Origin of the sequence: Candidatus Poriferisodalis sp., from assembly GCF_965214215.1 — a bacterium.
Lineage (GTDB): Bacteria > Actinomycetota > Acidimicrobiia > Acidimicrobiales > Poriferisodalaceae > Poriferisodalis.
The window spans coordinates 2804936-2831129 of record NZ_CBDCBD010000003.1; the positions used below are offsets into that span (position 1 = coordinate 2804936).

The window sequence follows — 26194 nt, forward strand, 5'->3', positions numbered from 1 at the left end:
CGTCACCCCAGCATGCCCCGACTCGTCGTCGCCAATGCCGCGGACGAGCGAGTGCTGATGCTGCCGCTGCAAGAACGCAGGTAGGCGGGAGCGGCCACCGAAGTTCCACATGGCGGATGCCGTGCGTCTGGTCTGGGGCGGAAGGAAGTGATGCAAGCGTTTCCTGACACGGCACTGAGCGTTCTTTGGACCGGCGGAGCGTTTCGGCAGGTCAGCATCTATTTGCGCTCCCTTTAACGGACTCAATTGATATGACACTCCCGTCCTACGGTTGCACTCATGAACAGCGACGGCGACGACCGGTTGGGGGCCGCGAACGGCAGCACGGTCGGCGGGTTGGCTTCGGGTGGCGTTCGTGTGGATGCGGTGAACGTTGCCGGGCTGTGCGGGCAAGCGTTGCAAGCTCGGCTTGGTGAGATCGCCCGGGCCGAGTCTGGGCTTGCGGCGATGAAGGCGGACACCTTGGGCGAGATCGCCCGCCGTAACGGCGACGGTGCAGCCACGCATGCGGCCACCGATGCCATGGCGATCTCAGGGCGCAAGGCGCGCAGCGAAGTCCGCGACGCGGTGAGGCTCGGCGAACTGGACGCAACCCGGCAAGGGCTCTGCGCGGGCTCGGTTCCGGTGGGTCACGCACAACTGATTGCCCGTGCTGCCGGCGACGCCCCGATCGACGAGGAGTACCTGGCCGGACGGGCACAGCACGAGGGCTACGACGAGTTCCGTCGCACCATCGCCCGCCACGTGGCCGATGTCAACGCAGACGACGGCGCATCGGTGCTGGAACGGCAGCGCAAGGCGCGCAGCGCCACGATCTGGACTCGCTCCAGCGACGGAATGACCGTGCTCAACGTCTGCGTCGATCCCGTCACGGGCGCGCGTCTGGGCGCCGTCATCGCCGCTGCTGAACGGCGCCTGTTCCGAAACGAAGATACTGCTGAGCGGCGCACGCCTGCCCAGCGGATGGCCGACGCCGTCACACAGCTCATCTGTGATCCCGACGCCAAACGTCCGGCGGGCGCGTCGCTAATCGTTGTCGCCGACTACGACATGGTGAACCACCAGCTCACCAACGGGCGACTGGCCGACGGCACATCGATCCCGATCGGCGAGATCGCCCGCGTCGCCGTCGATGCCGAGGTGCTGCCGGCGATTTTCGAAGCCGCCACCGGAGACCTGCGCATGGGACGCAGCCGCCGCACCGCCACTGACCTCCAACGCGCCGCCCTCGCACTGCGCGACAAAGGCTGTGTCGGCTGCGGCATCGCTCCCGGGCGCTGCCAGCACCACCACATCGACCACTGGCAGCACGGCGGCCCCACCGGCTACCAGAATCTCGTCACCGTCTGCGCAGACTGTCACAACGACAAGATCCACCAACAAGGCTTCACCGCCCAATGGGACACCGCAAACAGCCATTACCGGCTCCAACCGCCACACGGGCCTGCAGACCAGACAACGAACAGCACCACCACCCAAACCGGACCCCGGCCACCCCCGACCTGAACGGCCGGCAGCTCCCCGACCAGCGAGGCGCTGTGTTGCGTCATGTGTCTCGTCTGACTTCGGCTCTAGGGTCTGACCATGACGCAGGAGAGCCACGACGGCGGATCGCTCGCAGGGATCACCATTCATCCCATCAAGGGCTGTCGCCGCATCGAGCTTGATTCGGTTGTGGTCACCGACACGGGCCTCGATGGCGACCGGGCGTGGCAAGTGGTGACCGCCCCGGACAACCAAAGCGACCGGGACGACCAAGGCAATCAGAATGACGGCTTGGGCGAGGCGGTCACGCAGCGACAGAACGCCGCGCTTGCCACCGTCGTGCCGATTCCCATCGATGGCGGTTTGAGCATCAGCGCACCCGGGGTCGGGACGATCAAGGTGAAGCGGCCCGCTACCAACGACATCACCGTGCGTGCGCTCATCGGCGACGAGGTGGCGTGCGCGGACGCCGGGGACGAAGCCGCTGAATTCTTCACCGAGGTGCTGGGCTTCTCGGTCAGGCTCGTCGCGATGACGCCCGAGTCGTCCCGGCCGATGCGGCTGTTTCGCGGTCGCCTTACTGGCTTCGCTGATGCCGCACCGGTGTTGGTGGCCAATGCGGCCTCGCTGGACGATCTTGTGTCGCGGGCGACAGAGCCCTTCGGGATCGAGCGTTTCCGGGCGAATCTCATCATCACCAACGACGAACCATGGTCCGAGGACACGTGGACGGAATTCTCAATCGGAGATGCCGACCTCGTCGCACGAGTCGAGTGGCCTCGCTGCTCAGTTCCCCAGATCGACCAGGACACCGGGGAGCGGCACCGCGAACCCGCCTTGGTGCTGCGCAAGCACCGCTGGTGCTACTCCGCGGAAGGCTTCTCGACGCGAATGCGGGGAATGCTCGAAGGCAACGCCATGTTCGGCATCGGCTGCACTGTTGATCCCGAAGGCGCAGTGCTGTCGGTGGGTGACCCGGTCAGCGTCACAGCAACCGGTCCGCCGCTGCTCGACCCGCCACCCTGAGTCGACGGGCAAACTGCTGCTCGGCGATGTCGTAGGCGAACTCGTGACAGTGGTCGAACACGCGCCGGGGAAAGAGGGGTCCAGACAGCCGAGGCGAGCCGGTTCGGAGGCGGCGACTGGGCTGGGGTCAACCGCTGGATCGGCGCAGCTCAGGTGAGCTCGCCGAGAACCTCGTCGGTGTGCTCGCCCAGCATCGGGGCCCGCTGCCACGCCCACCAGTCGCCGTCGGTGGTGAACGGCGAGCCGGGCACGGTGAAGTCGCCCAGCACCGGGTGAGACTCGGGCCGCCACCAGCCCACTGCTTCGAGGTGCGGGTCGTGGCGCAGGTCGCCGACGGTGTTGACCGGGGTGATCGGGATGCGCCGTCGCTGGCCCTCCACGAACAGCTCCTGCTTGGTGAACTGAGCCGTCAGTTCCTCGACCCACGCGTCCACCGCCTCAAGGGCCTCACGGCGCACGACGATGTCGATGAAGATCTCATCCAGAATGCCCTCGTTGCCGGTCAGCTCGTGCACCCACTGTGCCATTGCGTTCCAGTGGGCTGGCTGGATGGCGATGATCGCGACGTGACCGTCGGACGCTGGGTACATGCCCATCGGGCTGGTGACCGGTCGCCGGTTGCCGGCCCGCGGCCGGGGTACCTGGTCGTCGAGATAGAGCGGCACGCCCGTCTCGGGAGACAGCCACAGCCCCACCTCCTGCAGCGACAGATCGATGGTTTGGCCCAGCGCCGGCTCGCCGGCTGCCGCGGCCTGGTTACGCGCACGCACCGACATCATCGAACCGACGGCTGCGTGCAGCGACGCCCCGTGCATCAGCACGCCGATCTCGCCCGCCGGTGCCAGCGGCGGACCGTGGGGAAATCCCACGGTGGATGCCAACCCGCACGATGCCCAGCCGATGAGGTTCGACGAGAGCCAGCCACGGCGCGGCCCGGTCATGCCGAAGGGCGTGATTGACACCCACGTCAGGTGCGGGAACCTCTCGACGATGCCCGCGACGCCCAGCGCACCCCGGTCACGTTCTGTCAGCCACGGGTAGTTCTCCTGAGTTGCGGGGAGTGCGTCGTCGAGCACCACATCGGCCGAGCCGATCAGCGACACCAGCGCCGCCGCATCGTCGGAATTGGTCGGATCCAGTACGACGCTGCGCTTCGTCGCCCCGTAGTAGGCCCACCACAGGCTGGCCTCGGGGCCCTCATGGCCCGGAGCGAACGGCGGCATTCGACGGATGGGATTGCCATCAGGCGGCTCCACGCAGATCACATCGGCGCCGAGCGCCGCCCACACACGGGTGCCGTACGCGCCCGACAAGCCAGTCAGGTCGAGCACCCGCACGCCCGCCCATGGGCCCTGCCCTCGCTGTGCGGCGTTCACACCGCACCGCCGGTGACGTTGCCGTCGGCGTCGTAGATGTCGGCGATCCCGAGCGATTCGTACCATCGGTCGAAGGGGCGCTCCAGAGTGACCTCGGGCCGGGCGTCGGTGAACGCCACCCCGTCGTCGACCAGTTGCTGCGCTTCGCTATCGGAATAGCCGAGTTCAGCGAGCACGTCGATCGTGTCGCCGCCCATATTCGGACCCGCACGGGTGACATAGGGCGGCGTTCGGCTCATGCGCAGCGGATTGCGCACGAACAGGTCCCGTCCCAGCCTGGGGCTTGGCACCACCGAGTACGGGCGGCGGTCGTGCACCTGCGCGTCAGCCATCACGCCGCGATGGTCGAGCACCTCGTAGGCCGCGACACCCAGGGCCTGCAGCTCGGCGGCGGCCTGCTGCGCGCTGCGACGGGCAGTCCACGACGACAGCTCAGCGTCGATGGCGTCATGGTTGGCAAGGCGGTCGGAAAGCGTGTCGTGCGGGTAGGTCGACAGCGCGTGGCGCCCGCTGCCGTCGTGCGCGTCGATGGCCGACCATTCGGCTAGCGCCGCAAGCGAGTGCCACGCCTCGTCGCTCTGCACTTCCACGGCTATCCAGCGGTCGTCGCCCGCGCAACGGTAGATCCCGGCGGGTGCTGCCCACGACACCCGGTTGCCGTTGCGGAACGGCTCCGGCACGCCCAAGTCCTGGCCCACCAGGTACGGCCCCAGGAACGACACGGTGGTCTCGAGCTGACTGATGTCGATGAATCGACCCTCCCCGGTGCGGTCGCGTTCATGCAGAGCGCTGACGATCGCCAGCATTGCGTGCAGGCCACCCATGTAGTCCGGTGGTGCGATCGAGGGAATGCCGGCCGGTTCCTCGTGGGGAAAGCCCGTCAGTGCATCCCACCCCACCAGCGGGGCCTGATTCGGCCCGAACGCCCGGAACGGGTAGTACGGCGCATCAGGGTCAACGCCGAAGCCGGTCATGCCTGCATAGACGATGTTCGGCGACACCTCGACCACCGAGGCGTAGTCGAGCCCGAGCTCGGCGATGCCCGGCGCGGCGAAGTTCGTCAGGAAGACATCGCAAGTGGCCAGCAGGCGCTTCGCCGCTTCGAGCGCCTCGGGCAGTTTCAGCTCAAGGCCCACCGACCGCTTGCCGGCCGACATCTCCGGCACATACGGGCCGGTGTCGCAAAAGACATCTGCAAGCTCAGGATCCCGCGCCCAGGCCGAGCCGAAAGCCCGCGCCACATCGGGATAGCTGTGGGCCTCCACCTTGAAGACCTCGGCGCCGTGGTGCGCCATCGCCTGGCCACAGCATGGCGCCGCCACCGCAATGCTGATCTCGAAAACCCGGACCCCTTCGAGCGGCCTCCGCTGTGATGCACCGGACGCAGCGGCCGCATCGGATTGCTGTTCAGCTCCCATAGCCCGGCGACCTTAGAAGACGCGCAACAGGTGAACCGCCCTGTTGTCGCACCAGTTGCTTCCCGCTCCGGTTCGTCGTCGCTCGCGAGCCGTTAAGGCCCGTGGCCCAGTTTCGTGCCCGCAGCATCTTTGCCGGCTGCTGCGGGTCTCGGGGATCCGCCACTGCGCCACCAAGGCATCTGATCGTGCTGCGTGCTAGGACAAGGACCGCGCCGAAGCCAGCGCCGCGCCAAGCGCCGAGACCAGCAGCGCAGGGCCGCATCCGGCCGAGGCAGACCACACACCCAAGAGAGGACAAGCGACCCATGTCAGATTCCGCCACCGACTCGCCCACCGAGATCGTCGACAAGTTCATCGCCTGCATCGAAGCGAAGGACCTCGACGCAGCGGTCGCCCATGTCTCCGACGACGTCTACTACGACAATGTGCCGGTCGGCGACATGAACGGTCCCGATGCCATGAGGGAGTTTCTGGGTGGCCTGACGAAGGGCGACGGCCCCGTCGAATTCGAAGTGCTCCGCCAAACCGCCTCTGGCAACACCGTCATGAACGAACGGGTCGACCGCTTCCACACCGGTTCAGGCCGCCAGATCGAGCTGCCCGTCATGGGAATCTTCGAGGTCAACGACGGACTCATCACGTTCTGGCGCGACTATTTCGACAATGGCATGTTCATGCGCCAGATCAAGGGCGACTGAGCCAGCCGTGGCCTATCAGTACGACGGCTTTGACCTGACCGGCAAGGTCGCAGTCATCACGGGCGGCAACGGCGGCATCGGCCTCGGGTACGCCCGAGGCGTCGCGGCTGCGGGCGCCGACGTCAGCATCTGGGGCACCAATCCGGACAAGAACGCGGCGGCTGAGGCGGAGTTGCAGGAGATCAACCCCTCCGCCAGCGCGCTGCAATGCGACGTCTCCGACGAGGAACAAGTCGAAGAGGCCATGGCAGCGGTGGTCGAGCGTTACGGGCGCGTCGACGCCTGCTTTCCCAATGCCGGCATCGGCACGCAGAACCAGAAGGGCTTCCACGAGCATTCAAACGAGGACTGGTTCAGCGTCATCGACGTCAACCTGCATGGCGTGTTCTTCACGCTGCGGGCCGCCACCCGCCAAATGATCGCCCAAGGCGAAGGCGGGTCGCTGGTGCTGACCTCCAGCGGCACTGCCATCCAAGGAGCTGCCCGAGGCCAGGCGTACGCGGCCACCAAGGGAGCGATGCTGGCAATGATGATGGGGCTGTCGGTCGAGATGGCTCGCTACAAGATCAATGCCAACGCCGTCATCCCCGGCTGGATCGACACCGCCATGACCGAGCGGCTGTTCAACTGGGACAAGTTCGTCGACAACGTGATGCCCCGCATCCCGATGCGCCGGTGGGGTGTACCCGACGACTTCGGCGCCATAGCGGTGTACCTGATGAGCGACGCCGCCCGCTGGCACACCGGCGATGTCATCAAGATCGACGGCGGTTTCAGCATCTTCTGATTTGGCCGTCGCTGCGGCAGTGCCCTCCCAGCATCGACCTGGTGCCGCCATGTCTTCTCCTCGTGTGCCAAGGCGCGCGGCGGGCGATTTACGAAGATGTGTTAGATTTTGGGCGAGCGGGGGATCCGGCTCGCGCCGTCCGAACGACCGCGCTGTCCCACAGCGTTGCGCCTTTCGGTGCCGCAGCAAGCCGGGCGCTGAATCACGAGGGGGACATCGTGGAGGAACACGACATTCACATCAAGGACGGCACGATCGTCGACGGGACGCGGGTGCCGAGCTTTCGCGGAGATCTGTGGATCTCCGACGGTCGCATCGCCCAAGTCGGCGGGCGCCCCGACAGGCCGTCCAAGGAAGTGATCGACGCCGGCGGGTGCATCGTGGCACCGGGCAGCATCGACCTGCACACCCACTATGACGCACAGATCCGCTGGGATCCGTACTGCTCGATCTCAAGCTGGCACGGGGTGACGTCAGTGGTGCTCGGCAACTGCGGCTTCGGCTTCGCTCCGTGCAAGCCCGACTTCCGGGAACGCTCGATGCTCACGATGGTGCGCACCGAAGCGATCCCGCTGGCCGCAATGGAAGAGGGCATGCTGCCCAAGTGGGACTGGGAGACCATCCCCGAGTACCTCGACTCGCTGGATGCCGCACCCAAGGGCGTGAACGTCCTGCAGTACATGCCGACCGCGTCGCTGATGATCTACGTGATGGGCCTCGAAGCTGCGAAGTCGCGGCCGGCCAACAACGCCGAGCGCAAGGAGATGCAGCGACTGCTGCACGAAGGCATGGATGCCGGGCTGTGCGGCTTCTCCATCCAGCGTCTCGGCCCGAATTCGACCCAGTCCGACTTCGACGGCACGCCGATGGTCACCGACACCATGATCGACGACGACATCTTCGTGCTGGCCGAGGTGTTGCGCGAGCGTGACGAGGGCTTCATCCAGCTCACGCAGGCCACCAGCCCTGACGTCAACAACCCCGAAGACCTCACCTTCAAGCGGCGGCTGGCAGAAGTCAGCGGGCGGCCGATCATCGACAACGTGGTGCCGGTCAGCCAGCGCAACCCCCGGGTGCACGAGGAACGGCTCGAGTGGCTCGAACAGGCCCACAACGACGGGCTGCGCATCTTCGGTCAGGGTGCTTCGATCCGCACCGGCTTCGCCTTCTCACTCGACGAGTGGAACCTGTACGACTCGAGCCCGGCGTGGCGCGAGGCCACCACGGGCACGGTCGAGGAGAAGATACGAAAGATGTCCGACCCGGCCATCCGCGAGCGCCTGCGCGCCGAGACTGACGAAGCGGCAACGCTGTTCGCGAACACGCAGGGCGCTGTCGGCGGGCCGCCTCGCAAGCTGGTCGTCCAGGGCGTGGCTCGCCGGCAAGACATGCAGAAGTACGTAGGCAAGTCACTCGGCGAGATCGCGGACATGGAGGGCAAGCACTACATCGACGTGATGCTGGACCTGTCGCTCAAGACCGACCTGAAGACCGAGTTCCTGGGCGAGGGTCCCGACTTCAACGTGGACCACATGTCGGCGGTGTACACCGATTCGCCATACACGATTCCGGGCGTGTCCGACGGCGGAGCACACACCAAATTCTTCACCGGCGGTGCGTGGACGACCGACTTCTTGGCGTGGATTGTGCGCGATGAGCAGCGGGTGACCGTCGAGGAAGCGCACTACCGGATGTCGGCGCTTGCCGCCCACGCTGCGGGCTTCAAGGACCGCGGCGTACTCAAGGAAGGCGCCCCGGCCGACGTGCTCGTCTACGACATGGACGAACTGGCCATCGATCCCGAGTGGATCGGCGAGGCGGTCTACGACCTGCCCGGCGGCGAATGGCGTCGGGTTCAACGTGCCCACGGCTACCGCCACATCCTCGTGAACGGCGTCGAAACCTTCCAGGACGGCGAGTGCACGGGCGCCACGCCCGGCAAGCTCCTGCGCCACGGCCGCGGCTAGCGTTTTTTCTGTCACCCGGCGGGGCGGGTCCTGTCACCGAACACCCCGCAGTCCTCGCAAGCTGCGGCTGCGGGGGCCCCGTTCGGTGCCACCCACCCCGCCTACCTGACCGCTGCTGGCGGCTAGTTGGCGGCGATCACCTCGGCGAGGGCTGCAACCCCATCGCTGATGTCTTGATGCGACAGGCTGCCGAAGCACAGTCGCATGCGGCGTGCTCCCCATTCGGGGTCGACTGACCAAGCGGCGCCTTCGTTGAATTGGATGCCCCGCTCCGCAGCAGGAGCGAGATAACGGGCCGTGTCTGTTCCCGGCGGGAAGGTCAACCACACGAAGATCCCACCCTTGGGGTCGCTCACCTGCACCGGCCCGCCGAGCTTGATCGCCACTCGAGACAATGCGCCCATATGGGTGTTGACGGCATGGCGCATCGCCGCACACTTCTCTCGCAAGGTCTCGCGCAGCTGGCTCACGTGGTCGTCGAAATGGGCCGCTGCGTACTCGGCGAGCACGAGTTGTTCGAGTGCGCCGGTGCCAGCGTCGTCCTTGAGCGCCATGAGCTGGCGCACGACGGGCACGTCGGCGACGATGTAGCCCACCCGCAGCGCCGGCGCGATCGACTTCGAGAATGATCCGCAATAGATCACCACGCTCTGGCCCTCCGAGTCGGCGCAGTCGAGCGCGCGCAGCGTTGGCGGTCGCTCGCCGGTCCACTGGAGGTCGGAATAGCACTCGTCCTCGAAGATCGGCACGCCGAAGTGCCGAGCGATGGCCAGGATCTCCCGCCTGCGCCCGATTGGCATCACTGAGCCAGTTGGGTTCTGGACCGTCGGGATGGTGTAGATGAACCGGGGAGGTGTGCCAGCCCCAGCCAGCTCGTCGAGCAGGCGCTCCAGGTGCTCCGGGACGATCCCGTCGTCGTCGAGTTCGACGCCGATACACCGGGCGCCGCGTCGTGCCACTTTCGAGATCATCCCGCCGTAGGTGGCCTCTTCGGCAATCACGACATCGCCGGGACGCAGGAACGCCGTATTGACCAGGTCGAGCGCCTGCAGCGAACCGGACACCACCAATACCTGCTCGCTGCTCGTCGGCATGTGCGCGTTCGCCGCCAGCGACTCGGCGACGAATTCACGCAAGCCCGCGAAGCCCTGGGGATTGCCGCCGAGGTTGTAGGTGGCGAGCTCGGCACCGTGCTTCGTGAGCGCCGCCATGGCCGCCTCGGTCAGGCCGCCCACCGGCACGCTCGGCGAGTCGTTGTTCCCGCCGACGAAGCTGAAGCGCGGGATCGGCGTCCACGCCCCTGCTGGCTGCGGCAGGCCGTCGACCATCTTGGCTGCGATGTCGAACGCGCCCGCCGGTGCGTCGCTGTTCGGTCGGGCGGTCTCGGTCACGATGTTCTCCCCGGTGATGTTCGGCAAGCCCGGTTCAGGCGTCCGAGACCACGATTCGCTGCGCAAACAGCCACTGCCCGTCGACCTTGCGAACGATGTCGTCGTAGTGCCCGACCAGCAGGATCGTGCCGCCTTCAGGCAATGGCTTGACCATCTGGATGTGGCTGAACACGGTGGCTTCGTCTGTGTCACCGTCAGCGACGACGTTGGTTACCCAGTGCTGCGCTGAGTAGAACTCGGCGTATTGCTCTTCGGTGGAGTAGGCCTCGGCGAAGGCCCGCAGCTCGTCTCGGCCGTTGAACGTGCCGACAATCCCGATGAATTGCCCGTCCGGTGTGAAGGTGTTGGCGTATCCGTCAGCGTCGCCTGTGTCGATCGCCTTGTTGTAGCGAGAAATCAGGTCTCGGATTTCTACCCGGTCGTCGTTCGTCAGTGCCACAGCGCTCCCCCACGGTCTGTCGGGCGTGTCGCCGCCAACCTACTTCGGCACGAATCGCGGGGTGCCGGCTCATTGCATTAGCCATGCCTATCGATCAGCGGCAGGCATTGTCACTATCGAGCATTCACCCGTCTGGATACGTACCGACTCCCTTGCTTATACTTCGACTGGTGCGCACGGTCCGGGCATTTCGGTCGAGACGAGACCGGCGACACGCCGAGGGGGCAGCGCCGGACGATCTGGCTCGCAACGGTCGAGATCGGCACTGGCCGGGGGCGCGCTCCATCATCCTCGACGGCATCTCCCATTCGTACAACCAGTCCCCGGCTGCCAGTTCTTCCGCCGACTCTGACGTCACCTCGGGCGGCTGCTACTCGGTGCAGGACCTGTCCCTGCATGTCGCGCCAGGTGAATCCGTTGCATTGCTCGGCCCCAGCGGCTGCGGCAAGACCACACTGCTGCGACTCATCGCCGGGCTGGAACGCCCCCTCGCCGGCACCATTCAGCTCGGCGACAGGTTCGTCTCGGGAACGTCGGGACGGGGCGGCACATGGGTGGCACCTGAATCACGCCGGGTCGGGATGGTGTTCCAGGACTGGGCACTGTTCCCGCATCTCACCGTGGGCCGCAACGTCGGCTACGGGCTCGAGCGTTCCAAGCGAACCCCCGACCGCATCGCCGAAGCGCTCGAATTGGTGGGTCTCGGCGGTTTTGCGGAGCGCATGCCCGCAACGCTCTCTGGCGGACAGCAGCAGCGTGTCGCCTTGGCTCGTGCGCTTGCACCGCGCCCGGGCGTGCTCTTACTGGACGAGCCCTTCTCCAATCTGGACTCGTCGCTGCGCGAAGACGTTCGCAGCGAGGTTCGCCGTCTCTTGATCGAATTGGGCATCACCGCTGTCTTCGTGACCCACGACCAGGACGAGGCCTTTGTCGTCGGCGACCGGGTCGGCGTGCTGTGCGAGGGCCGTCTGGCGCAGGTCGACACGCCCGATGGCCTCTACCGGCGGCCAGCAGATCCGTTCGTAGCAGACTTCGTGGGCACGGCATCTTGGCTGCGCTGTAGGGCCTCTGGCGGAGTCGCGCACACAGCGCTGGGCCGCCTGCCGCTTGGCGGAGCGCAAGCTGCGAGCAGCAACGGCACGCAATCCGACGTAAGCGCAGCAGATGCAACGACTGATGCCGTGACCGGCCCGGTGGATGTGATGCTCCGTCCCGAGCAGCTGCGTCTGGCACCGGGAACCGCGGCGCAGGTCGAGCTCGTGGAGTTCTACGGGCATGATTCGATGGTGTTAGCGAACCTCGACGGCACCCATCTGCGGGTGCGCTGCGGGCCCGATCCGAACGTCCGGCGCGGCGATGTCGTGGCGGTCGAGTTCATCGGCACCGATGTCGTCGCATTCGCCCGACGTGGCCAGTCCGCGCACAGCCTCTTTGAGGAAACCCTGGAGCGAGCCGAGTTGCGATACCCCGCGGGGGTCGACGGCTCACCCACTCCTGCCGAATTGGAACTCTTCGCCGACTGATCGGCTGACCGGCCGCAGGGGATCTGACTCCAAGATCGAGCAGCGGCATCAGGCCGCAAGCGCAACCGCTGCGGGCCGCTCAGCCCTCGCGCAGCGGAGCGATGACCTGCTCTGCGAATCGGTGCGCCGGTTCGGCACTGTCCGGGTTGCCGAAGTCGAGCACGAAGTGGCCGATGCCGACGTCCACCAGCGAGGCCAAGAACTCGACGTACTCGGCCGACTCGCTGTCAGTGTTGGGCAGGGCACGCTCAACGGTGGTCGACATCTCCAGGCCGGCCGGATCGCGCCCGAGCCGCTCGAGCTCGTCTGCCACGATCCCGCACTTGCGACGCAGCGATTCGAGATCTCGCCGCCATGGCGTATTCCAGATATCGGCATGGCGGGCGGCGACCCGTAGGCCGATCTGCTCTCCTGAGGCGCCGATGCAGATGGGCGGGGCAACCTCGGGCAGCGGCGGCGCCGCCGCACCATCGATGCGGTAGTACTCGCCTTCGAAGCTCGGGTCGTCCTGCGTCCACATCAATCGGCAGATCGTGATGACCTCTTCGAGCTGGGCGAAGCGCACCTTGGGCGACGGGAATTCGTAGCCGTACGCCTCGTACTCGTCGCCGCGCCAGCCGGCGCCGATGCCCAGGATGAAGCGGTTGCCCGACAGGTACTGCAGCGTCGCCGCCATCTTTGCCGTCAGCGCCGGCGGCCGGTAGCCGTGCCCGAGCACGTGATGGCACAGCTGCACCCCGTCGAGACGGGCCGCACACCAGGTGATCGTCGTCCAGGCCTCGAGGAACGGGTCGGTCTTGGCGTCGAAGCCATAGAAATGGTCGGCAATCCACAGCGAGTCGAAGTGCTCGATCACCTCGGGCAGGAGCCACTCCACCTGGTCGGCCACGATCGACCGGTGGTTGCTCCAGCGGTTGCCGATGCACGGCGACAACCATCCGAACCTGAGTGCATTCTCTGCTGTCACCGCGTCACGCTAACGGAGTGGCCCGGCCTGCCTCCGGTCCAGTGGACTCGAATCCGAGCGTCCAGCGATGATCACAGCGGCAGCTTGCCCTCGACCGAATGCAACGCTGCCTTGCGCTCGGCGGCATCTGGGAGCACTTCAGCGACGAGTTCCCAGAATGCGGGTCCATGGTTCCGCTCGGTGAGGTGCGCCAATTCGTGAACCACGACGTAGTCGAGCAGTCTGGGCTCGAGCATCACGAGCCGCCAGTTGAACCGGAGAGCACCGTCAGCGGCGCAACTCCCCCAGCGCTTGCGCTGATCCCCGATGAGCACTTCAGGCTTGGCGCCACGCCCCAATTCGGGCCACCACCGCTCGACGCTCGTCGAGACGTGCTCAAGAGCACGGAGCCAGTACCACTCCCTGATCGCGTCGCGAATATTGTGCGCAGCTTCGTCCTCGGACATCTCGAGCGGCAGGAACACCTGCAATTCCCACGGACGGAAGCGCACGTCGACGTCGGGAACGACGCCATTCCCCACAACCACACTCAGGTCTCGCCCAAGGAACGGAAGTGAACCGGGCATTTCGCTCGGGCACGGCACGGCACGGGCCGCGGCCAGACGATCCATGATCCAGCGCGCCTTCTTTCGGACAAACCCGTGTATCTCATCGGGAGGAGTGGCTGCAGGAACCGCCACGCAGACACCCTCTGGACCCACGCTGAGTTGCAGCGTCTTATGCCGCCGGGTGCTTCGCCTGACCTCGAAATCGATGACGGCATCGCCGAATCGGATCTGGTCGCGCTCAGTCAAGATCATCCCGCGATTCTGCCCTGCAGCGCGATCACGGCTCATCTCATTTTCTGGCGTTTCTCACGGACGTCCTCGGTGAGGTCCTCGTCCGAAATGCGACCCCGAAGTCGGAGCCCCGCTAGGGACGCACAGCTCGCTTGTTCGGTCGGCGCGCCAGCTCGGCAAGCACCGGCTGGGCCAGCTTCACGAAGGTGCACGCCAGTCGGCGGGTCTCACGGGGATCGATGAGGTCCACGACATCGCCGTGCATGGCAGCCTTGAACGGCGAGCGCAGCCGCAGCAAGCGTTCTTCGATCATCTCTCGGTGGGCTTCAGGGTCGGGTGCGGCATCGATCTCACGCCGGTAAGCGGCCGCTACGCCGCCCTCGATGGGAATGCCGCCCCACTCCCCCGCCGGCCATCCGAACCGCAGGTTCAGCGCGTGGGGCAGACCGATGCTGTTCGGTGCGTCTGCTGCCACGCCGTAGGACTTGCGGACATTGAATTCCACCTTCGGCACGCTCGCTTCTGCCGATGCGATCAGGGCGCGCACGCCGCGCCGCATGGTGGCCTTGCGCTCCGCCGCCGAGCCCAGCATGAATCCGGGCATGTCCAAGAAGATCACCATCGGCAGGTTGAATGCATCGCACAGGTCGACGAAGTGCGCGTACTTGTCGGCACCGTCGCCGTCCATCGCACCGGCCAGCCGCATCGGGTCACTGCCGACAACACCCACGCTGTAGCCGTCGAGCCGGGCGAAACCGGTGATGATCGCCCCGGCATAGTGACGGCGCATCTCGAAGAACTCGCCGTTGTCGACGACGTGGCGAATGAGTGCCCGTGCGTCGTAACCGGCTCGGCGATTCGTGGGGATGATGTTCAGCAGCTCTTCGGGCCGGCGATCCGGCGGGTCGCCGGTGTCGACACGCGGCGCCACCTGCGACACCGTGTTCGGCAGGTACGAGAGGAACGCGCGGATCTGGTCGAACGCGTCCTCCTCGTTCTCGGCCACATTGTCGACCTGACCGCTCTCGTACACGTGCATCCGATAGCCGCCGAGTTCCTCCTTGGACAGATTCTCGCCCGTGGCCCGCTGCACCACGGGAGGCCCCGACGGGAAGATCTGCGACTGACCCTTCACCATCACCGTGAAGTGCGACATCAGGGCCGCAGCCGCAGGCCAACCCGCGACCGACCCCATGATCCCCGCAGCCACCGGCACCTTGGTGAGCATCTCCACGCCCTGCCACCACATGTCGCCCTGCGGCAGGGCCATCTGGCCCGATTCCTCGTCGGATCGCGAGCTGTGGCCGACACCCTCGCGCAGCTGCACATATGGGATGCCGTAGGTGATGGCCAGCGGTTGAGCGAATTGGTGCGGGATCTTGTGGACGTTGTGCGGGCTGCCGCCCGAGATGGTGAAGTCGTCGCCGCCGATCGCCACCGGCCGGCCGTCGAGCTCGGCCAGGCCCATCACGTAACCGCCGGGTGTGAACCCGATGATGTTGCCGTCGTCGTCGTACTCGGGGCCGCCCATGAGACCGCCCATCTCGATGAACGAGTCCGGGTCGGCCATCTTGGCGATGCGCTCGCGCACCGTGTAGCGGCCGCCCTGGTGCTGACGGTCGATGCGCTCAGGCCCGCCCATCTCGGACGCCAGCTCCTTGAGATACGCAATCTCCGCGATCGCGTCCTCCCACGACATTCCCGGCTTCCATGTCTCCCGATCCGGGTCAACTGGCATCCCTGCGCTCCGTTCTCCCGACGCAAAAGACGACATCGCTCAGCGTGCGGCCACATGAACGCCAGGTACTTCGCCTCAGCATGGTTACGAATGTATGTCGCGAAGTCGTTGGCTGCCGGGTCTGGCGATGGCCTCTGCGACTCGCCCACTGTCGTCGCGGTAAGTTTCGGCCCTAGGCGCGGGGTACGCCGTGCCGTGGAGAATCACAGGGGATCACTATGGAGTTGGGACTGTTCACCATGCCGAGCCACCCGCCCGAGCGCGATCTGCGCGAGGGCTGGGAATGGGATCTGCAGGTCATCGAGTGGGCTGATGAATTCGGCTTCAGCGAAGCCTGGATCGGCGAGCACCATGCTGCGAAGTGGGAGCCGCACCCCGCGCCGGACCTGCTGACGCTCGCTGCTCTGCAACGCACCAAGAACATCCGCATCGGCCCCGGCGGCTTCCTGATGCCCTACTACCACCCTGCCGAGCTGGCCAACCGGATCTCGCTGCTGGACCACATCTCCCAAGGCCGCCTGAACTTCGGTGTCGCGGCCAGCGGTCTGCCCAGCGACTGGGAGATGTTCGGCGTCGACGGCATGGCCGGAGAGAACCGCGAGATGACCCAGGAGTCGGTGGAGTTCATCTTGAATCTGTGGAGCCAGGAGCCCGGCTGGGTTCACGAGGGCAAGCACTGGAAGGGGTCGGTGCCCCACGGGATGCCCGACATGGACCTCGTGCAGCACCTCAAGCCACTGCAGCAGCCGCATCCGCCGATCGCCGTAGCCGGGCTCAACTCGCCGTCGCCGACGCTCGAGATGGCGGGCGAGAACGGCTGGCTGCCGCTCAGCTTGAACCTCAACCCGCAGTACGTCAGCGGACACTGGGACTCCTACGAGGCCGGCGCCCGGCGAGCCGGACGGGAGGTCAGCCGTAGCGACTGGCGCATGGTCCGCGAGGTGTTCGTCGCCCCCACCGACGAGGAGGCCTGGGAGCTGTCCTACGGCGGGATGATGGGCCGGATGATGACCGAGTACTTCATCCCCCTGCTCGGCGCCTTCGACTTCCACAAGTTCCTCATCGACGAGCGCAACCCACCCGCCGGCGGCGAGGTCACCGTCGAGTACTGCGCCCGCAACAACTGGTTCGTGGGTTCGCCCGAAACCGTCGCAGCATCTATCGAGAAGGTGTACGCCGACGTCGGCGGGTTCGGCCACCTGCTGCTGTTCTGCTTCGACTACTCCGAGAACCCCGAAGCGTGGCGACGTTCGATGGACCTGCTGGCCAACGACGTCATGCCCCGGGTCGCACACCTCACCGGAGACTGAGCGCCCGATGCCTGCCCGGCCAGCGCTGGAGCACACCGTTCGGGCGCTGGTCGGGCGTGCACGCGCCCACCTGTCGCAGTACACGGGCATCGGCAACCGGCAGATCGCCCGACGCCCGCCCGCATGGCCGCCGCTGGCTGAGCTGCCCAAGGGCGACCCGCGGCTCGGGCTGCGAGACCGCTGGTACCTGCTGGGCACTGCCGAGGTAGTACTCGACGAGCCGGTGGCCACCCGCTTGCTGGGCGAAGACTTGGTGCTGTGGCGCGACGGCTCGGGAGCGCCCCACCTCATGGCCGACCTATGCCCGCACCGTGGCGCCAGGCTCTCGATCGGCGATGTCGTGGGCGACGAACTGCGGTGCGGCTATCACCACTGGCGCTTCGACGGCAGCGGCCAGTGCACCTCGGTGCCCTCTCAGGGCGGAGCGTGCTCGCTGGCTGAGCGCACCAAGATCAGCGTGACCTACCCGGTCGCCGAGGAGGCCGGCTACCTGTGGGCCTGGATCGGCGAGTCGGCTCCTTCGGCGCTTCATCTACCGGCCGAGTTCACCGACGACCGTTACTCCACGTTCCCCGAGACCGTGGAGTGGGGTGCGAACTGGATGCTGGCGCTCGAGAACCTCGTGGATCTCATGCATGCCCCGTTCCTGCATGCACGCTCGATCACGCTGAACGACGGCATCACCCATGACCGCGTCGTGGTTGACGATCACGACGACGGCTTCGAGGTGCGCCGCCGCGACCAGACCGGGACGAACTTCGACTGGATCGACATCCACACGGGCTCGCTGGCATACGTGCGCCTCGACATCCCATTGCCTCCCAGCGCCGGTCCCGGTCCCCCGCTGCGGATCCTGGGGTTTCTGACGCCACGCGACAATGCAGCCACGCTCGTGCACTTCCCGCGGTTCCGCGAGGTCGCTGGGCGCGATCGTCGGATCTGGCGGACGCTGTACCGGCTGCGCCTGCGCGGCACACACCTGCACGTGCTCAACCAGGACAAGGAGATGCTGGAGAGCCTGCGCACCACCGATGAGGCCCGGCGTGATGAGCATCTGGCGCAAGCGGACCGGCCTGTGGTGCACTTGCGTCGCGCACTCGAGGCCGACTTCGAGGCGCAGCGGGCGCGATTCGGGCTCGCCACTGAGACCCAACCCGTCCCGGTCGCGCTCGCTGACTGACTCGTACCCTGCAACCGTCGCACCCGCCACATGTCGATCACGACAGGACACCAACGATGAGCCAAATCACCACCGAGCGGGTCGAAACCGCAGATGCTGCCGACCTCGAGGCCCGCATCGACTCGATGTGCGCCATGCGCGACACCCGGCGGGAAGACTGGGACACGCTGGCGTTCCAGACCAAGGCCGGCCCGCAGTACCGGCGTGCCCAGATCCGCTACATCGGCTCTGGCGGCACCGGCAACCACGAAGGTGACGATCGGGCGCTGGCTGCCGAGCACTTCACGTTCTCCAACATGCTGCTGCCGCCGGGAGCTGAAGGACCCGAGCACACGCACCACGACGTGGAGGAAGCCTTCTTCGTGCTCGAAGGCGAGCTCGAGATCACGATCCACGCCGGCGACGATTCGGCCGCCCGGCTGCTCGGTTACCGCGACCTCATCAAGATCCCCGCGGGAACGGCCCGCTCGCTCCGCAATGTCGGCGACACCGACGCGTTGTTCGTGGTGATGCTCGGGGCGTCCAAGCCTCAGCTGCCCACCTATCCCCCGCACTCCCCGATGGCGGGGATCACGCGGGACTGAGGCGCTCGCACGAACAGCATCGCCATGAGCCTGCACGGCCGACGTGTCGTGGTCACCGGCGCCGGGCGCGGGCTCGGCGAGGCGATGGCGCATGCGATCGCCGATGCCGGAGGTCACGTCATCGTGGCCGAGCTGTCGGCCGAACGTGGTGAACGAGTCGTCAGCGCGGTACGAGCAGGCGGCGGTTCTGCGGAGTTCGTGCCGACCGACGTGGCCGATGAAGCCTCGGTGACCGCGCTCGCCTCCCATCTCACCGGCGCCAGCCCCATCTGGGGCCTGGTGAACAACGCCGGACTGGCCGACGCCGTCGGCGGCAAGACGTTCTGGGAGATCACGCCTGCCGAATGGGACCGGATCCAGGCGACCAACGCTCGGGGACCGTGGCTGGTGAGCCGGGCGCTGGCCCCCCAGATGCTGGCTGCGGGACACGGCCGGATCGTCAACATCGCCTCGGACGCAGCGCTGTACGGCTCGCCCCGGCTCGCGCATTACATCGCGTCCAAGGGTGCGCTGATCGCCTTCACCCGGGCGATGGCCCGCGAGCTGGGCGACCACAGCATCACCGTCAACGCCGTGGCGCCGGGGCTCACCGAGGGACCTTCCGCAGAAGGGATCCCGGCTGCACGCCATGCGCTGTACGCCGAGAACCGAGCGATCAGCCGACCCCAGCAGCCAGACGATGTCACAGGCGCCGTGGTGTTCCTGCTCTCCGACGCAGCCGCCTACATCACCGGGCAGACCATCGTGGTAGACGGCGGCTTCGTGATGCCATGAGCCAAGCCTTGCCGCGAAACGGCGGCGATCTGCTGGTCGAGATGCTGGGATCGCTCGGCATCGACGCTGCCTTCGGTGTGGTGAGCGTCCACAACCTCCCGCTCGTCGATGCCGTGGCCCACGGCATGCGATGGGTGCCCACCCGCAGCGAGGCGGCCTCGGTGAATGCTGCCGACGGCTACGCCCGCGTGCGCGGCACGCCCGGCTGCGCGGTGACGTCGACCGGCACGGGAGCAGCAAATGCGGCCGGGGCCTTGGTGGAGGCGCTCACGGCTGGCTCGCCGGTGCTGCACGTCACCGGGCAGATTCCCAGCGAGCATCTCGGTGCGGGACGCGGTGTCATTCATGAGACACGCGACCAGCTCGGGATGCTGCGGTCGTGCTCGGTGTGGGCGACGACGGTTGGAGCGGCGCCGTCGGTCGACTTCGCCGAGGCGGCACGGCGACTGGGTGGCCATCCGCGTGGACCCGTCAGCTTGGAATGGCCGATCGATCTGCAATACGGCCAAACCGAGCCCTTCGACGCAATCACGACCGACAGCTCGCGGCACACCGTCGGAGCCCCCGAATCCGACAATGACGCGTTGGAGAGCGGTGCTGTGCTCGGCACCGCAGCAGTGCCCGGACTCGACGAAGCTGCGCTGGACCGTGCCGCTGAATTCATCGCCGCAGCGAAACGACCCGTGGTGTGGGCAGGAGGTGGTGCCATCGGTTGCAGCGGCGGGATCGACCGCCTGCTGCACTGCACCGGTGCCGGGTTGTTCACCTCGAACGCGGGCCGAGGCGTACTGCCCGAATCCGACGACCGGGTCATCGGCAACTTCGCAGCGTCTGCGACAGGCGCTGAGCTGCTCGACCAAGCCGATGTGCTCATCTCGGTCGGCACGCATTTCCGATCGAACGAGACTCGCAGCTACCGGCTGGCGCTGCCACGGTGGCACATCCAGATCGACATCGACCCAGCGGCCATCGGCCGTTCGTACCCGGCAGAGGTCGGCATCGTCGGCGATGCCCGCAAAGTGGTCGACGCGCTCGTCGGCCGTCTTGCCGATCATCTCTGTGCGCCGCAGCCGGATTGGAACGACAGAATCACCGCCGCCCGCGATCAGTGCCGAGCCCAACTGCGGCGAGACATCGGACCATACGCGGCGATCTGCGACATCATGGCGGGCGTGCTCAGCGACCGGTCGCCCCGTGTGCGAGACATCACCATCCCCAACAGCTCATGGGGCAATCGCCTGCTGCCGGTGATGGATCCATCCACCAACGTGGTTCCCCGTGGAGGCGGCATCGGACAGGCGGTAGGCATGTCCATCGGCGCATCAGTCGCGCGTGCCGACGAGCCGACCATGGTGATGGTGGGCGACGGGGGCCTGGTTCCCCAGCTCGGCGAGATGGCCACACTGGCCCAAGAAGAGCTGCCGGTCACCGTGGTCGTGTTCGACGACGGCGGCTACGGGGTACTGCGCAACACGCAGGACCGGCACCTCGGAAGGCGCTCGGGCGTGGATCTGCGCACGCCTGATCTGGCCGCGGCTGCGGCGGCGTTCGACTTCGGCTACTTCGATGTGGCGACGCCCAATGAGTTCGCCGACGCCTTCGAGTCGGCCACGGCTGCTGGGCACCCGCAGATGATCCGGGTGGACTGCGACGCACTGGGGCCGATGCCGGTCCCCTTCGTACCGCCCGTCGAGATGCCGTCGAGCGCAGACCGATGACCCTGCGCTTTGCACCGCACGATGACGCAAGTTGGCCAAGCAGCAAGATGATCAGATCGTGAGTACCACCGGTACCGATTCCGACGCCCAGACTGCGGCAGGGCTCATCTCTCGCAGTCACCTGGGCATCGAGCCGTTCTCGCTGTACCGGGCCGACTCGCTGACTGATGCTGCGTCGATGGTCGCCTCTGGCGCATGGGCACATGCGGGCGGGATTGACGTCGCCCAGCGGCTCCGCGACGGTGAAGCGGCACCGGCCGTCGTGCCGCTGTGCAAGCCCGGTCGGGGGTCGCCCGACGGGCTGGATGTGCTCGACGAGATCTCGCTCGGGCATGGGGTGCTGTTCATCGGGGCGGCGGTCACTCACGCCCGGATCGAAGCGGACCCGCTCGTGCGGGCTCACCGACCGGACCTCGCCGATGCCTGGCGGACTATCGGCAACGTACGAATCCGGTCCACCGGCACGATGGGCGGCAACCTCATGGCGTTCGATGCGGGCTACGACGCCGCGCCGATCCTGGCCGCCGCCGGAGCCTCGCTGATCTTCGTCGAGCCTGACGGGGTGCAGCGCCGCTACGCCGTAGCAGACCGGCCCCGAGACCGATTGCTCATGGGCTGCGAAGTGCCCCTCAACGGCCATGTCGTCTATGACCGGTCGCTGAAGCCGATCGTCTCTGTTGCTGTCGGCAACGACTGTGTGGCGATCGGTTGTGCCTATCAGGAGGTCAAGGTGCTCGCGGCCGGCAGCACAGACTCTCCCGGGGTCGGCGTGGCGCTGGCCAATCTGCCCGACCCGATTGGCGACGTGTTCGCTTCCGCTGCCTACCGACGGCGAATGATCAACGTGCTCGTGAACCGGTGCCTGCAAGCCCACATCGAGAGAACCAGTGCCCGCGCGATCGCGGGCATCAGCCCATCCACGAGCATTGCTGCGCACGCGCCTGCCGTTTCCCGGGCCGAAGAGCACCGCGGCGACACCATCGAAACGGCCCGGCGACCGGGCGAGACCCTGACCGGCGGATCGCCGGACGGACCGCCGCACGGATTGGCCAGCGGCATGAAGGCCAGCGTGCTCGACCTTTCAATCCGACTCAACGGGGAGCCGCTTCCCATTTCTGCGCCAGCTTCGGAGGTGCTGGTAGACACCATCCGCACCCGCGCCGGCCTGGGCGGCACTCGGGTCGGCTGCGACCAAGCCGTCTGCGGCGCTTGCACGGTGTTGTTAGACGGCACGCCGACTGCGTCGTGCTCCACGTTCGCCTGGCAGGCCGACGGCTGCGAAGTGCTCACAATCGAGTCGAGCCGCATGACGGTGACGAGTTCTACGCCGAACGACTCGGCCGCTCCTCACAGCGACACAAGCAGCCCGGCCGCCGCACAGGGCGCAGCAGTCGACCCAGCCGCGACACACAGCGAAGCGAGCGACCCGGCTGAGACGCTGCCGACAGTCCAGCGGGCGTTCGCCGAATTGAGCGCCTTCCAGTGCGGCTACTGCACACCGGGCTTGATCCTCACCGCGAGCGCCCTGCTTGCCCGCCATCGCGACCCTGACCGCACGACGATCTGCGATTGGCTCGACTCCAACATCTGCCGTTGCACCGGTTACCTGATGGTCATCGAAGCCGTTGAGGCCGCCGCGGCAGCGCTGCGCCCCGAATCCAGCCCTGCCTCGGACGAGACACCGTGACTCGCTCGGACGCCGCCGCGAAAGTCTCGGGCACTGCCCCCTACGCGGTCGATGTCGCTCTCGGAGGCATGCTGCACGCCAAGGTGCTGCGTTCGCCTCACCCGCACGCCCACATCACCTGCATCAACACCGTCGCTGCCGAGCAGGCCCCAGGCGTTCGGGCTGTCCTGACGCGACGTGACTTGCTCGATGCCGAGCTCCGCGACCGCTGGGCCGTCGCTGACCGGCACCATCGGTCGACCCGCGCACCGCTCGTGGCGTCACATAGCTACGGCTACTTCATCAAGGACCAGCCGATCCTCGCGCTCGACCGGGTGCGCTACGTCGGAGACGCGGTCGTCGCCATCGCGGCAGATACCGAACTCGAAGCGGCGCGGGCACTGGAGCTGGTGCAGGTCGATTATGAGCCCCTGCCAACCGTGGCGGATTTCGATGCCGCTTTGGCGGACGGGGCACCTGAACTGTTCCTCGAAGCCCCGCTCGCCATGACGCCCGCCTACGGCCAAGGCGCCAGCGGTGGCGCCCGACCTAGGCCCAACGTGTGCTACCGATTCGGCTACGAGACCGGTGACCCTGCCGCCTTCGACAGCTGCGACCATGTCTTCACCGACGTGTTCGGTTTCGACGGCCGCCAGCAGCACCTGCATCTCGAACCGTTCGTGTCGGTTGCTCGATGGACTGGACCTCGTTGGTCGGCCACAACCGCTGGCAGCGACGAAAGCACTACCAGCAGTCGCCTCGAACTCTGGTCGAGCTGTCAGAACCCGTTCCCGGTCCGCAAGGAAATGGCTCGACTGCTGGGTATCGGCGAACACCGGGTGCGGATGCAGGTCGGCTACCTCGGCGGCGGCTTCGGTGCCAAGAACGGCTGCAAGACCGAGCCGATCGCGACGCTGCTCGCGCTCAAAGCCGGGGCACCCGTCCGGTACTGCCTCACGCTCGACGAAGGCTTCTTGACCATGCGCCAGCACAACGCACGGCTGACGCTGCGCACCGGCGTGATGGCCGACGGCACGCTCGTTGCCCGAGACGCAGAGGTACTGCTCGATGCGGGTGCCTATGCCGATGCGAGCCCGCTCGTGGCCGAGAAGGCCGGCTATCGGGTGGCAGGGCCGTACCGGTGGCAGCACATCCACACGGTGACCGACGCGGTGCTCACCAACACCACCCCGGCGGGCCCATTTCGCGGTTTCGGCGGCACGCAAGCCAACTTCGCCTGCGAGAACCAGATCGACATGATCGCGGCACGGCTCGGGCTCGACCCCGTCGAGCTGCGCCGCCGCAACTTGATCGGCCTCGGTGAGCCCTACGTACCCGGCGAGTCGGCTATGGACTCCGACTTGACGGAAGGGCTCGACCTGGTGGCCAGCCATATCGGTATGGACGAGCCTCGGCCGCCGGGTCGGGGGCGTGGCGTCGCAGTCGGCTTCAAGGACTCCGGTGGGGTCAACAAGCCGGCACAGGCTCGGGTCAAGATCGCCACCAGCGGCGATGCATGGGTGCAGTGCGGCACCGTCGAGATGGGCCAGGGGGCACAGACCGCGTTGCGCGAGGTCGCGGCACGCGTGCTCGACGTGCCCCGGTCACGGGTTCACTGGTCTGACCTCGACACCGATCACACTCCGTTCGATCAGGGTACGAACGCTTCTTCGGCGATCTCGGTGATGGGCCAAGCCGTCCAGAAGGCCGCTGAAGCCGCTCGCCTGCGCCTGCTGCTCTTCTCAGCCACAGCGCTGGGGGTGCCCCTCGAGCGAGTCGAGTTCCGGGACGGTCTCGTTTTCGTCGTGCCGCCGGACGGCATCGGCGAGCCTGAGGGCCGGCCGCTTGCCCCGCTGGTCATGGGCACCTACGGCGGGACCGGGTACGAGTTCACGGGCGAAGGCTTCTTCAAGGCTCACAGTGACAGCCATGCCCCACTCGAATCGCCGTGCGTGTCATGGGAGTACGGCTGGGGCGCAGCGGAGGTCTCCGTCGACAGCGACACCGGCGTGGTGACGGTGCACCGATTGATCGTCTCAGGCGACGCGGGGACTGTGCTGCATGAAGGCGCGTGCCGTGGCCAAGACGAGGGCGCAGCGATCATGGGACTCGGCGGTGCGCTGTTCGAGACCATGCGCTTCGACGGCGGGATGCTCGCCAACGGCAGGCTGGTCGACTATCGGATGCCCCGAGCCAGCGACCTGCCGGCGGAGTTCGTCTCGATCACCCAGGAGCAGGGCCACGGGCCAGGTCCCTTCGGCTCGAAGGGCCTCGGCGAAGGGGCGATGCTGCCCGTCGCATCAGCGATCGCGAATGCCATTGCAGATGCGACTGGGGTGCGGGTGAGCTCGATGCCCCTGACCGGCGAAACGGTGCTCGCCGCGCTCGATGCCGCACGGGACGCGCCGTGAGCGCCTCCGCCGAGGCTGCGTGGGGCGTCACTCATCTGCGACACGTCGCACTGGCATGCAGCGCCTTCGACGAGTGCCTCGACTACTACGCCGGCCCATGGGGATTGGGGCGCATGGGCGATTCTGACGGCCAGACTGCGATCCTGCGAGGCACCGGAGCTGAGCACCATGTGCTGGAGCTGCATCGGGCCGATCGCAACGGCATCGACCACATCGGCCTCGGCCTCGTCGATGATCGGTCAGTCGACGAAGCAGCGGCAGGGTTGGCTGGCCGCGGCGTGAATCTGCTCAGCGAACCCGCCGAGCTAGACCGGCCGGGTGCCGGGTACGGGTTCCGCATCGCCGACCCCGAAGGGCGCATTGTCGAGCTTGCGGCCCGCACTCAAGCCGTGGCAGCTCTGCCCGACGGCGCCACGCCGACCAAGATCGCCCATATCGTGCTCAACACCACCGACATCGAGGCACTGTGCGACTGGTGGTGCGACGCGCTTGGCTTCCGCGTCAGCGACTGGAGCGAACGCCAGATGGTGTTCCTGCGCTGCAACTCCGACCACCACTCCATCGCCTTCAATCGCTCCGAATGGGCGTCACTCAACCACGTGGCCTACGAGGTTCCCTCGCTCGACGCATACATGACATCGCTCGGGCGGCTGGCCCGGGCAGGCCACGCCATCGGCTGGGGCCCCGGACGCCACGGCCCCGGCAACAACGCATTCGGCTACTTCGTGGACCCTGCGGGCATGGTGCCTGAAGTCACCGCCGAAGTGCAGCAGGTCGACGAGACCACCTGGGTGCCGCGAACTTGGCCACGCACACCCGAGCTGTCGGATCGCTGGGGCACAGCCGGCCCGCCGTCGCCCGAGATGCGCCAGCACATGGCCGGAGCGCTCGAGTAGCCAATCCTGCAGACTCGGTCGGCTCATGGCATGTCAGGCAGACTTCGCGCTGCTCGAATTG

21 protein-coding genes are annotated in these 26194 nt (G+C 66.9%); 14 read left to right on the forward strand and 7 right to left on the reverse strand.

What is annotated here, in order from left to right; genetic code table 11:
• The first annotated feature begins 279 nt into the window (after positions 1–279).
• Both ACOOF5_RS14895 and ACOOF5_RS14900 read left to right on the forward strand, forming a co-directional pair.
• Positions 280–1506, forward strand: coding sequence for a DUF222 domain-containing protein (locus ACOOF5_RS14895; RefSeq protein ID WP_420440502.1), 1227 nt, complete (start codon positions 280–282; stop codon positions 1504–1506).
• Positions 1507–1584: 78 nt separating this feature from the next.
• Positions 1585–2511 carry an MOSC domain-containing protein gene (locus ACOOF5_RS14900; protein ID WP_420440504.1) on the forward strand — a complete coding sequence of 309 codons (927 nt, stop codon included), beginning with the start codon at positions 1585–1587 and terminating at the stop codon, positions 2509–2511.
• Positions 2512–2660: 149 nt separating this feature from the next.
• Here ACOOF5_RS14900 and ACOOF5_RS14905 read toward each other — a convergent pair whose 3' ends face one another.
• Positions 2661–3887 (reverse strand): CaiB/BaiF CoA transferase family protein, encoded by a 1227-nt coding sequence (locus tag ACOOF5_RS14905; RefSeq protein WP_420440506.1) that lies wholly within the window; start codon positions 3885–3887, stop codon positions 2661–2663.
• Complete coding sequence (locus ACOOF5_RS14910) at positions 3884–5305, reverse strand: CaiB/BaiF CoA transferase family protein (RefSeq protein ID WP_420440508.1); 1422 nt, start codon at positions 5303–5305, stop codon at positions 3884–3886. Before ACOOF5_RS14910 ends, ACOOF5_RS14905 begins: the two co-directional genes overlap by 4 nt.
• Before the next feature lie 305 nt (positions 5306–5610).
• On the opposite strand from ACOOF5_RS14910, the gene ACOOF5_RS14915 reads away from it, so the two are divergent.
• The 3 genes from ACOOF5_RS14915 (at position 5611) to ACOOF5_RS14925 (ending at position 8757) form a co-directional block, all read left to right on the forward strand.
• Complete coding sequence (locus ACOOF5_RS14915; protein WP_420440510.1) at positions 5611–6003, forward strand: limonene-1,2-epoxide hydrolase family protein; 393 nt, start codon at positions 5611–5613, stop codon at positions 6001–6003.
• A gap of 7 nt (positions 6004–6010) precedes the next feature.
• On the forward strand, positions 6011–6790 hold the full coding sequence (locus ACOOF5_RS14920) for an SDR family NAD(P)-dependent oxidoreductase (RefSeq protein WP_420440512.1): 780 nt from the start codon (positions 6011–6013) through the stop codon (positions 6788–6790).
• Between the two features lie 218 nt (positions 6791–7008).
• Positions 7009–8757 (forward strand): N-acyl-D-amino-acid deacylase family protein, encoded by a 1749-nt coding sequence (locus tag ACOOF5_RS14925; protein ID WP_420440514.1) that lies wholly within the window; start codon positions 7009–7011, stop codon positions 8755–8757.
• A gap of 122 nt (positions 8758–8879) precedes the next feature.
• On the opposite strand, the gene ACOOF5_RS14930 is transcribed toward ACOOF5_RS14925, so the two are convergent.
• Positions 8880–10148 carry a PLP-dependent aminotransferase family protein gene (locus ACOOF5_RS14930; RefSeq protein ID WP_420440516.1) on the reverse strand — a complete coding sequence of 423 codons (1269 nt, stop codon included), beginning with the start codon at positions 10146–10148 and terminating at the stop codon, positions 8880–8882.
• 34 nt (positions 10149–10182) lie between these two features.
• Positions 10183–10587 carry a nuclear transport factor 2 family protein gene (locus tag ACOOF5_RS14935; protein ID WP_420440518.1) on the reverse strand — a complete coding sequence of 135 codons (405 nt, stop codon included), beginning with the start codon at positions 10585–10587 and terminating at the stop codon, positions 10183–10185.
• A 170-nt stretch (positions 10588–10757) separates the two neighbouring features.
• Here ACOOF5_RS14935 and ACOOF5_RS14940 point away from each other — a divergent pair, with 170 nt between their 5' ends.
• A complete protein-coding gene (locus tag ACOOF5_RS14940) occupies positions 10758–12110 on the forward strand; it encodes an ABC transporter ATP-binding protein (RefSeq protein ID WP_420440520.1) in 1353 nt (450 codons plus the stop codon).
• 79 nt (positions 12111–12189) lie between these two features.
• On the opposite strand, the gene ACOOF5_RS14945 is transcribed toward ACOOF5_RS14940, so the two are convergent.
• The 3 genes from ACOOF5_RS14945 to ACOOF5_RS14955 form a co-directional block, all read right to left on the reverse strand.
• The gene (locus ACOOF5_RS14945; RefSeq protein WP_420440522.1) at positions 12190–13077 is read right to left on the reverse strand and encodes an LLM class flavin-dependent oxidoreductase; all 888 of its coding nucleotides are present in this window, start codon (positions 13075–13077) and stop codon (positions 12190–12192) included.
• 71 nt (positions 13078–13148) lie between these two features.
• Entirely contained in the window at positions 13149–13877 is a 729-nt protein-coding gene (locus tag ACOOF5_RS14950) for a M48 family metallopeptidase (RefSeq protein ID WP_420440524.1), read from the reverse strand.
• 112 nt (positions 13878–13989) lie between these two features.
• Positions 13990–15594, reverse strand: a complete 1605-nt coding sequence (locus tag ACOOF5_RS14955; RefSeq protein WP_420440526.1) for an acyl-CoA carboxylase subunit beta — start codon at positions 15592–15594, stop codon at positions 13990–13992.
• 218 nt (positions 15595–15812) lie between these two features.
• Between ACOOF5_RS14955 and ACOOF5_RS14960 the strand changes: the two genes are divergently transcribed.
• From ACOOF5_RS14960 to ACOOF5_RS14995, 8 genes are read left to right on the forward strand one after another with little or no spacing between them, the layout of a single operon-like run.
• Positions 15813–16904 carry an LLM class flavin-dependent oxidoreductase gene (locus tag ACOOF5_RS14960; protein WP_420440528.1) on the forward strand — a complete coding sequence of 364 codons (1092 nt, stop codon included), beginning with the start codon at positions 15813–15815 and terminating at the stop codon, positions 16902–16904.
• Between the two features lie 7 nt (positions 16905–16911).
• Positions 16912–18084, forward strand: coding sequence for a Rieske 2Fe-2S domain-containing protein (locus ACOOF5_RS14965; protein ID WP_420440530.1), 1173 nt, complete (start codon positions 16912–16914; stop codon positions 18082–18084).
• Between the two features lie 56 nt (positions 18085–18140).
• Positions 18141–18668 (forward strand): cupin domain-containing protein, encoded by a 528-nt coding sequence (locus ACOOF5_RS14970; RefSeq protein ID WP_420440532.1) that lies wholly within the window; start codon positions 18141–18143, stop codon positions 18666–18668.
• Between the two features lie 24 nt (positions 18669–18692).
• Positions 18693–19442, forward strand: a complete 750-nt coding sequence (locus ACOOF5_RS14975; RefSeq protein ID WP_420440534.1) for a 3-oxoacyl-ACP reductase family protein — start codon at positions 18693–18695, stop codon at positions 19440–19442.
• Complete coding sequence (locus tag ACOOF5_RS14980; RefSeq protein ID WP_420440536.1) at positions 19439–21160, forward strand: thiamine pyrophosphate-binding protein; 1722 nt, start codon at positions 19439–19441, stop codon at positions 21158–21160. Before ACOOF5_RS14975 ends, ACOOF5_RS14980 begins: the two co-directional genes overlap by 4 nt.
• Positions 21161–21218: 58 nt before the next feature.
• Entirely contained in the window at positions 21219–22847 is a 1629-nt protein-coding gene (locus tag ACOOF5_RS14985) for a 2Fe-2S iron-sulfur cluster-binding protein (RefSeq protein WP_420440538.1), read from the forward strand.
• Complete coding sequence (locus tag ACOOF5_RS14990) at positions 22844–25237, forward strand: xanthine dehydrogenase family protein molybdopterin-binding subunit (RefSeq protein ID WP_420440540.1); 2394 nt, start codon at positions 22844–22846, stop codon at positions 25235–25237. Before ACOOF5_RS14985 ends, ACOOF5_RS14990 begins: the two co-directional genes overlap by 4 nt.
• Positions 25234–26133, forward strand: a complete 900-nt coding sequence (locus ACOOF5_RS14995) for a VOC family protein (protein ID WP_420440542.1) — start codon at positions 25234–25236, stop codon at positions 26131–26133. The genes ACOOF5_RS14990 and ACOOF5_RS14995 overlap by 4 nt, the downstream gene beginning before the upstream one ends.
• The last annotated feature ends 61 nt before the right edge of the window (positions 26134–26194 follow it).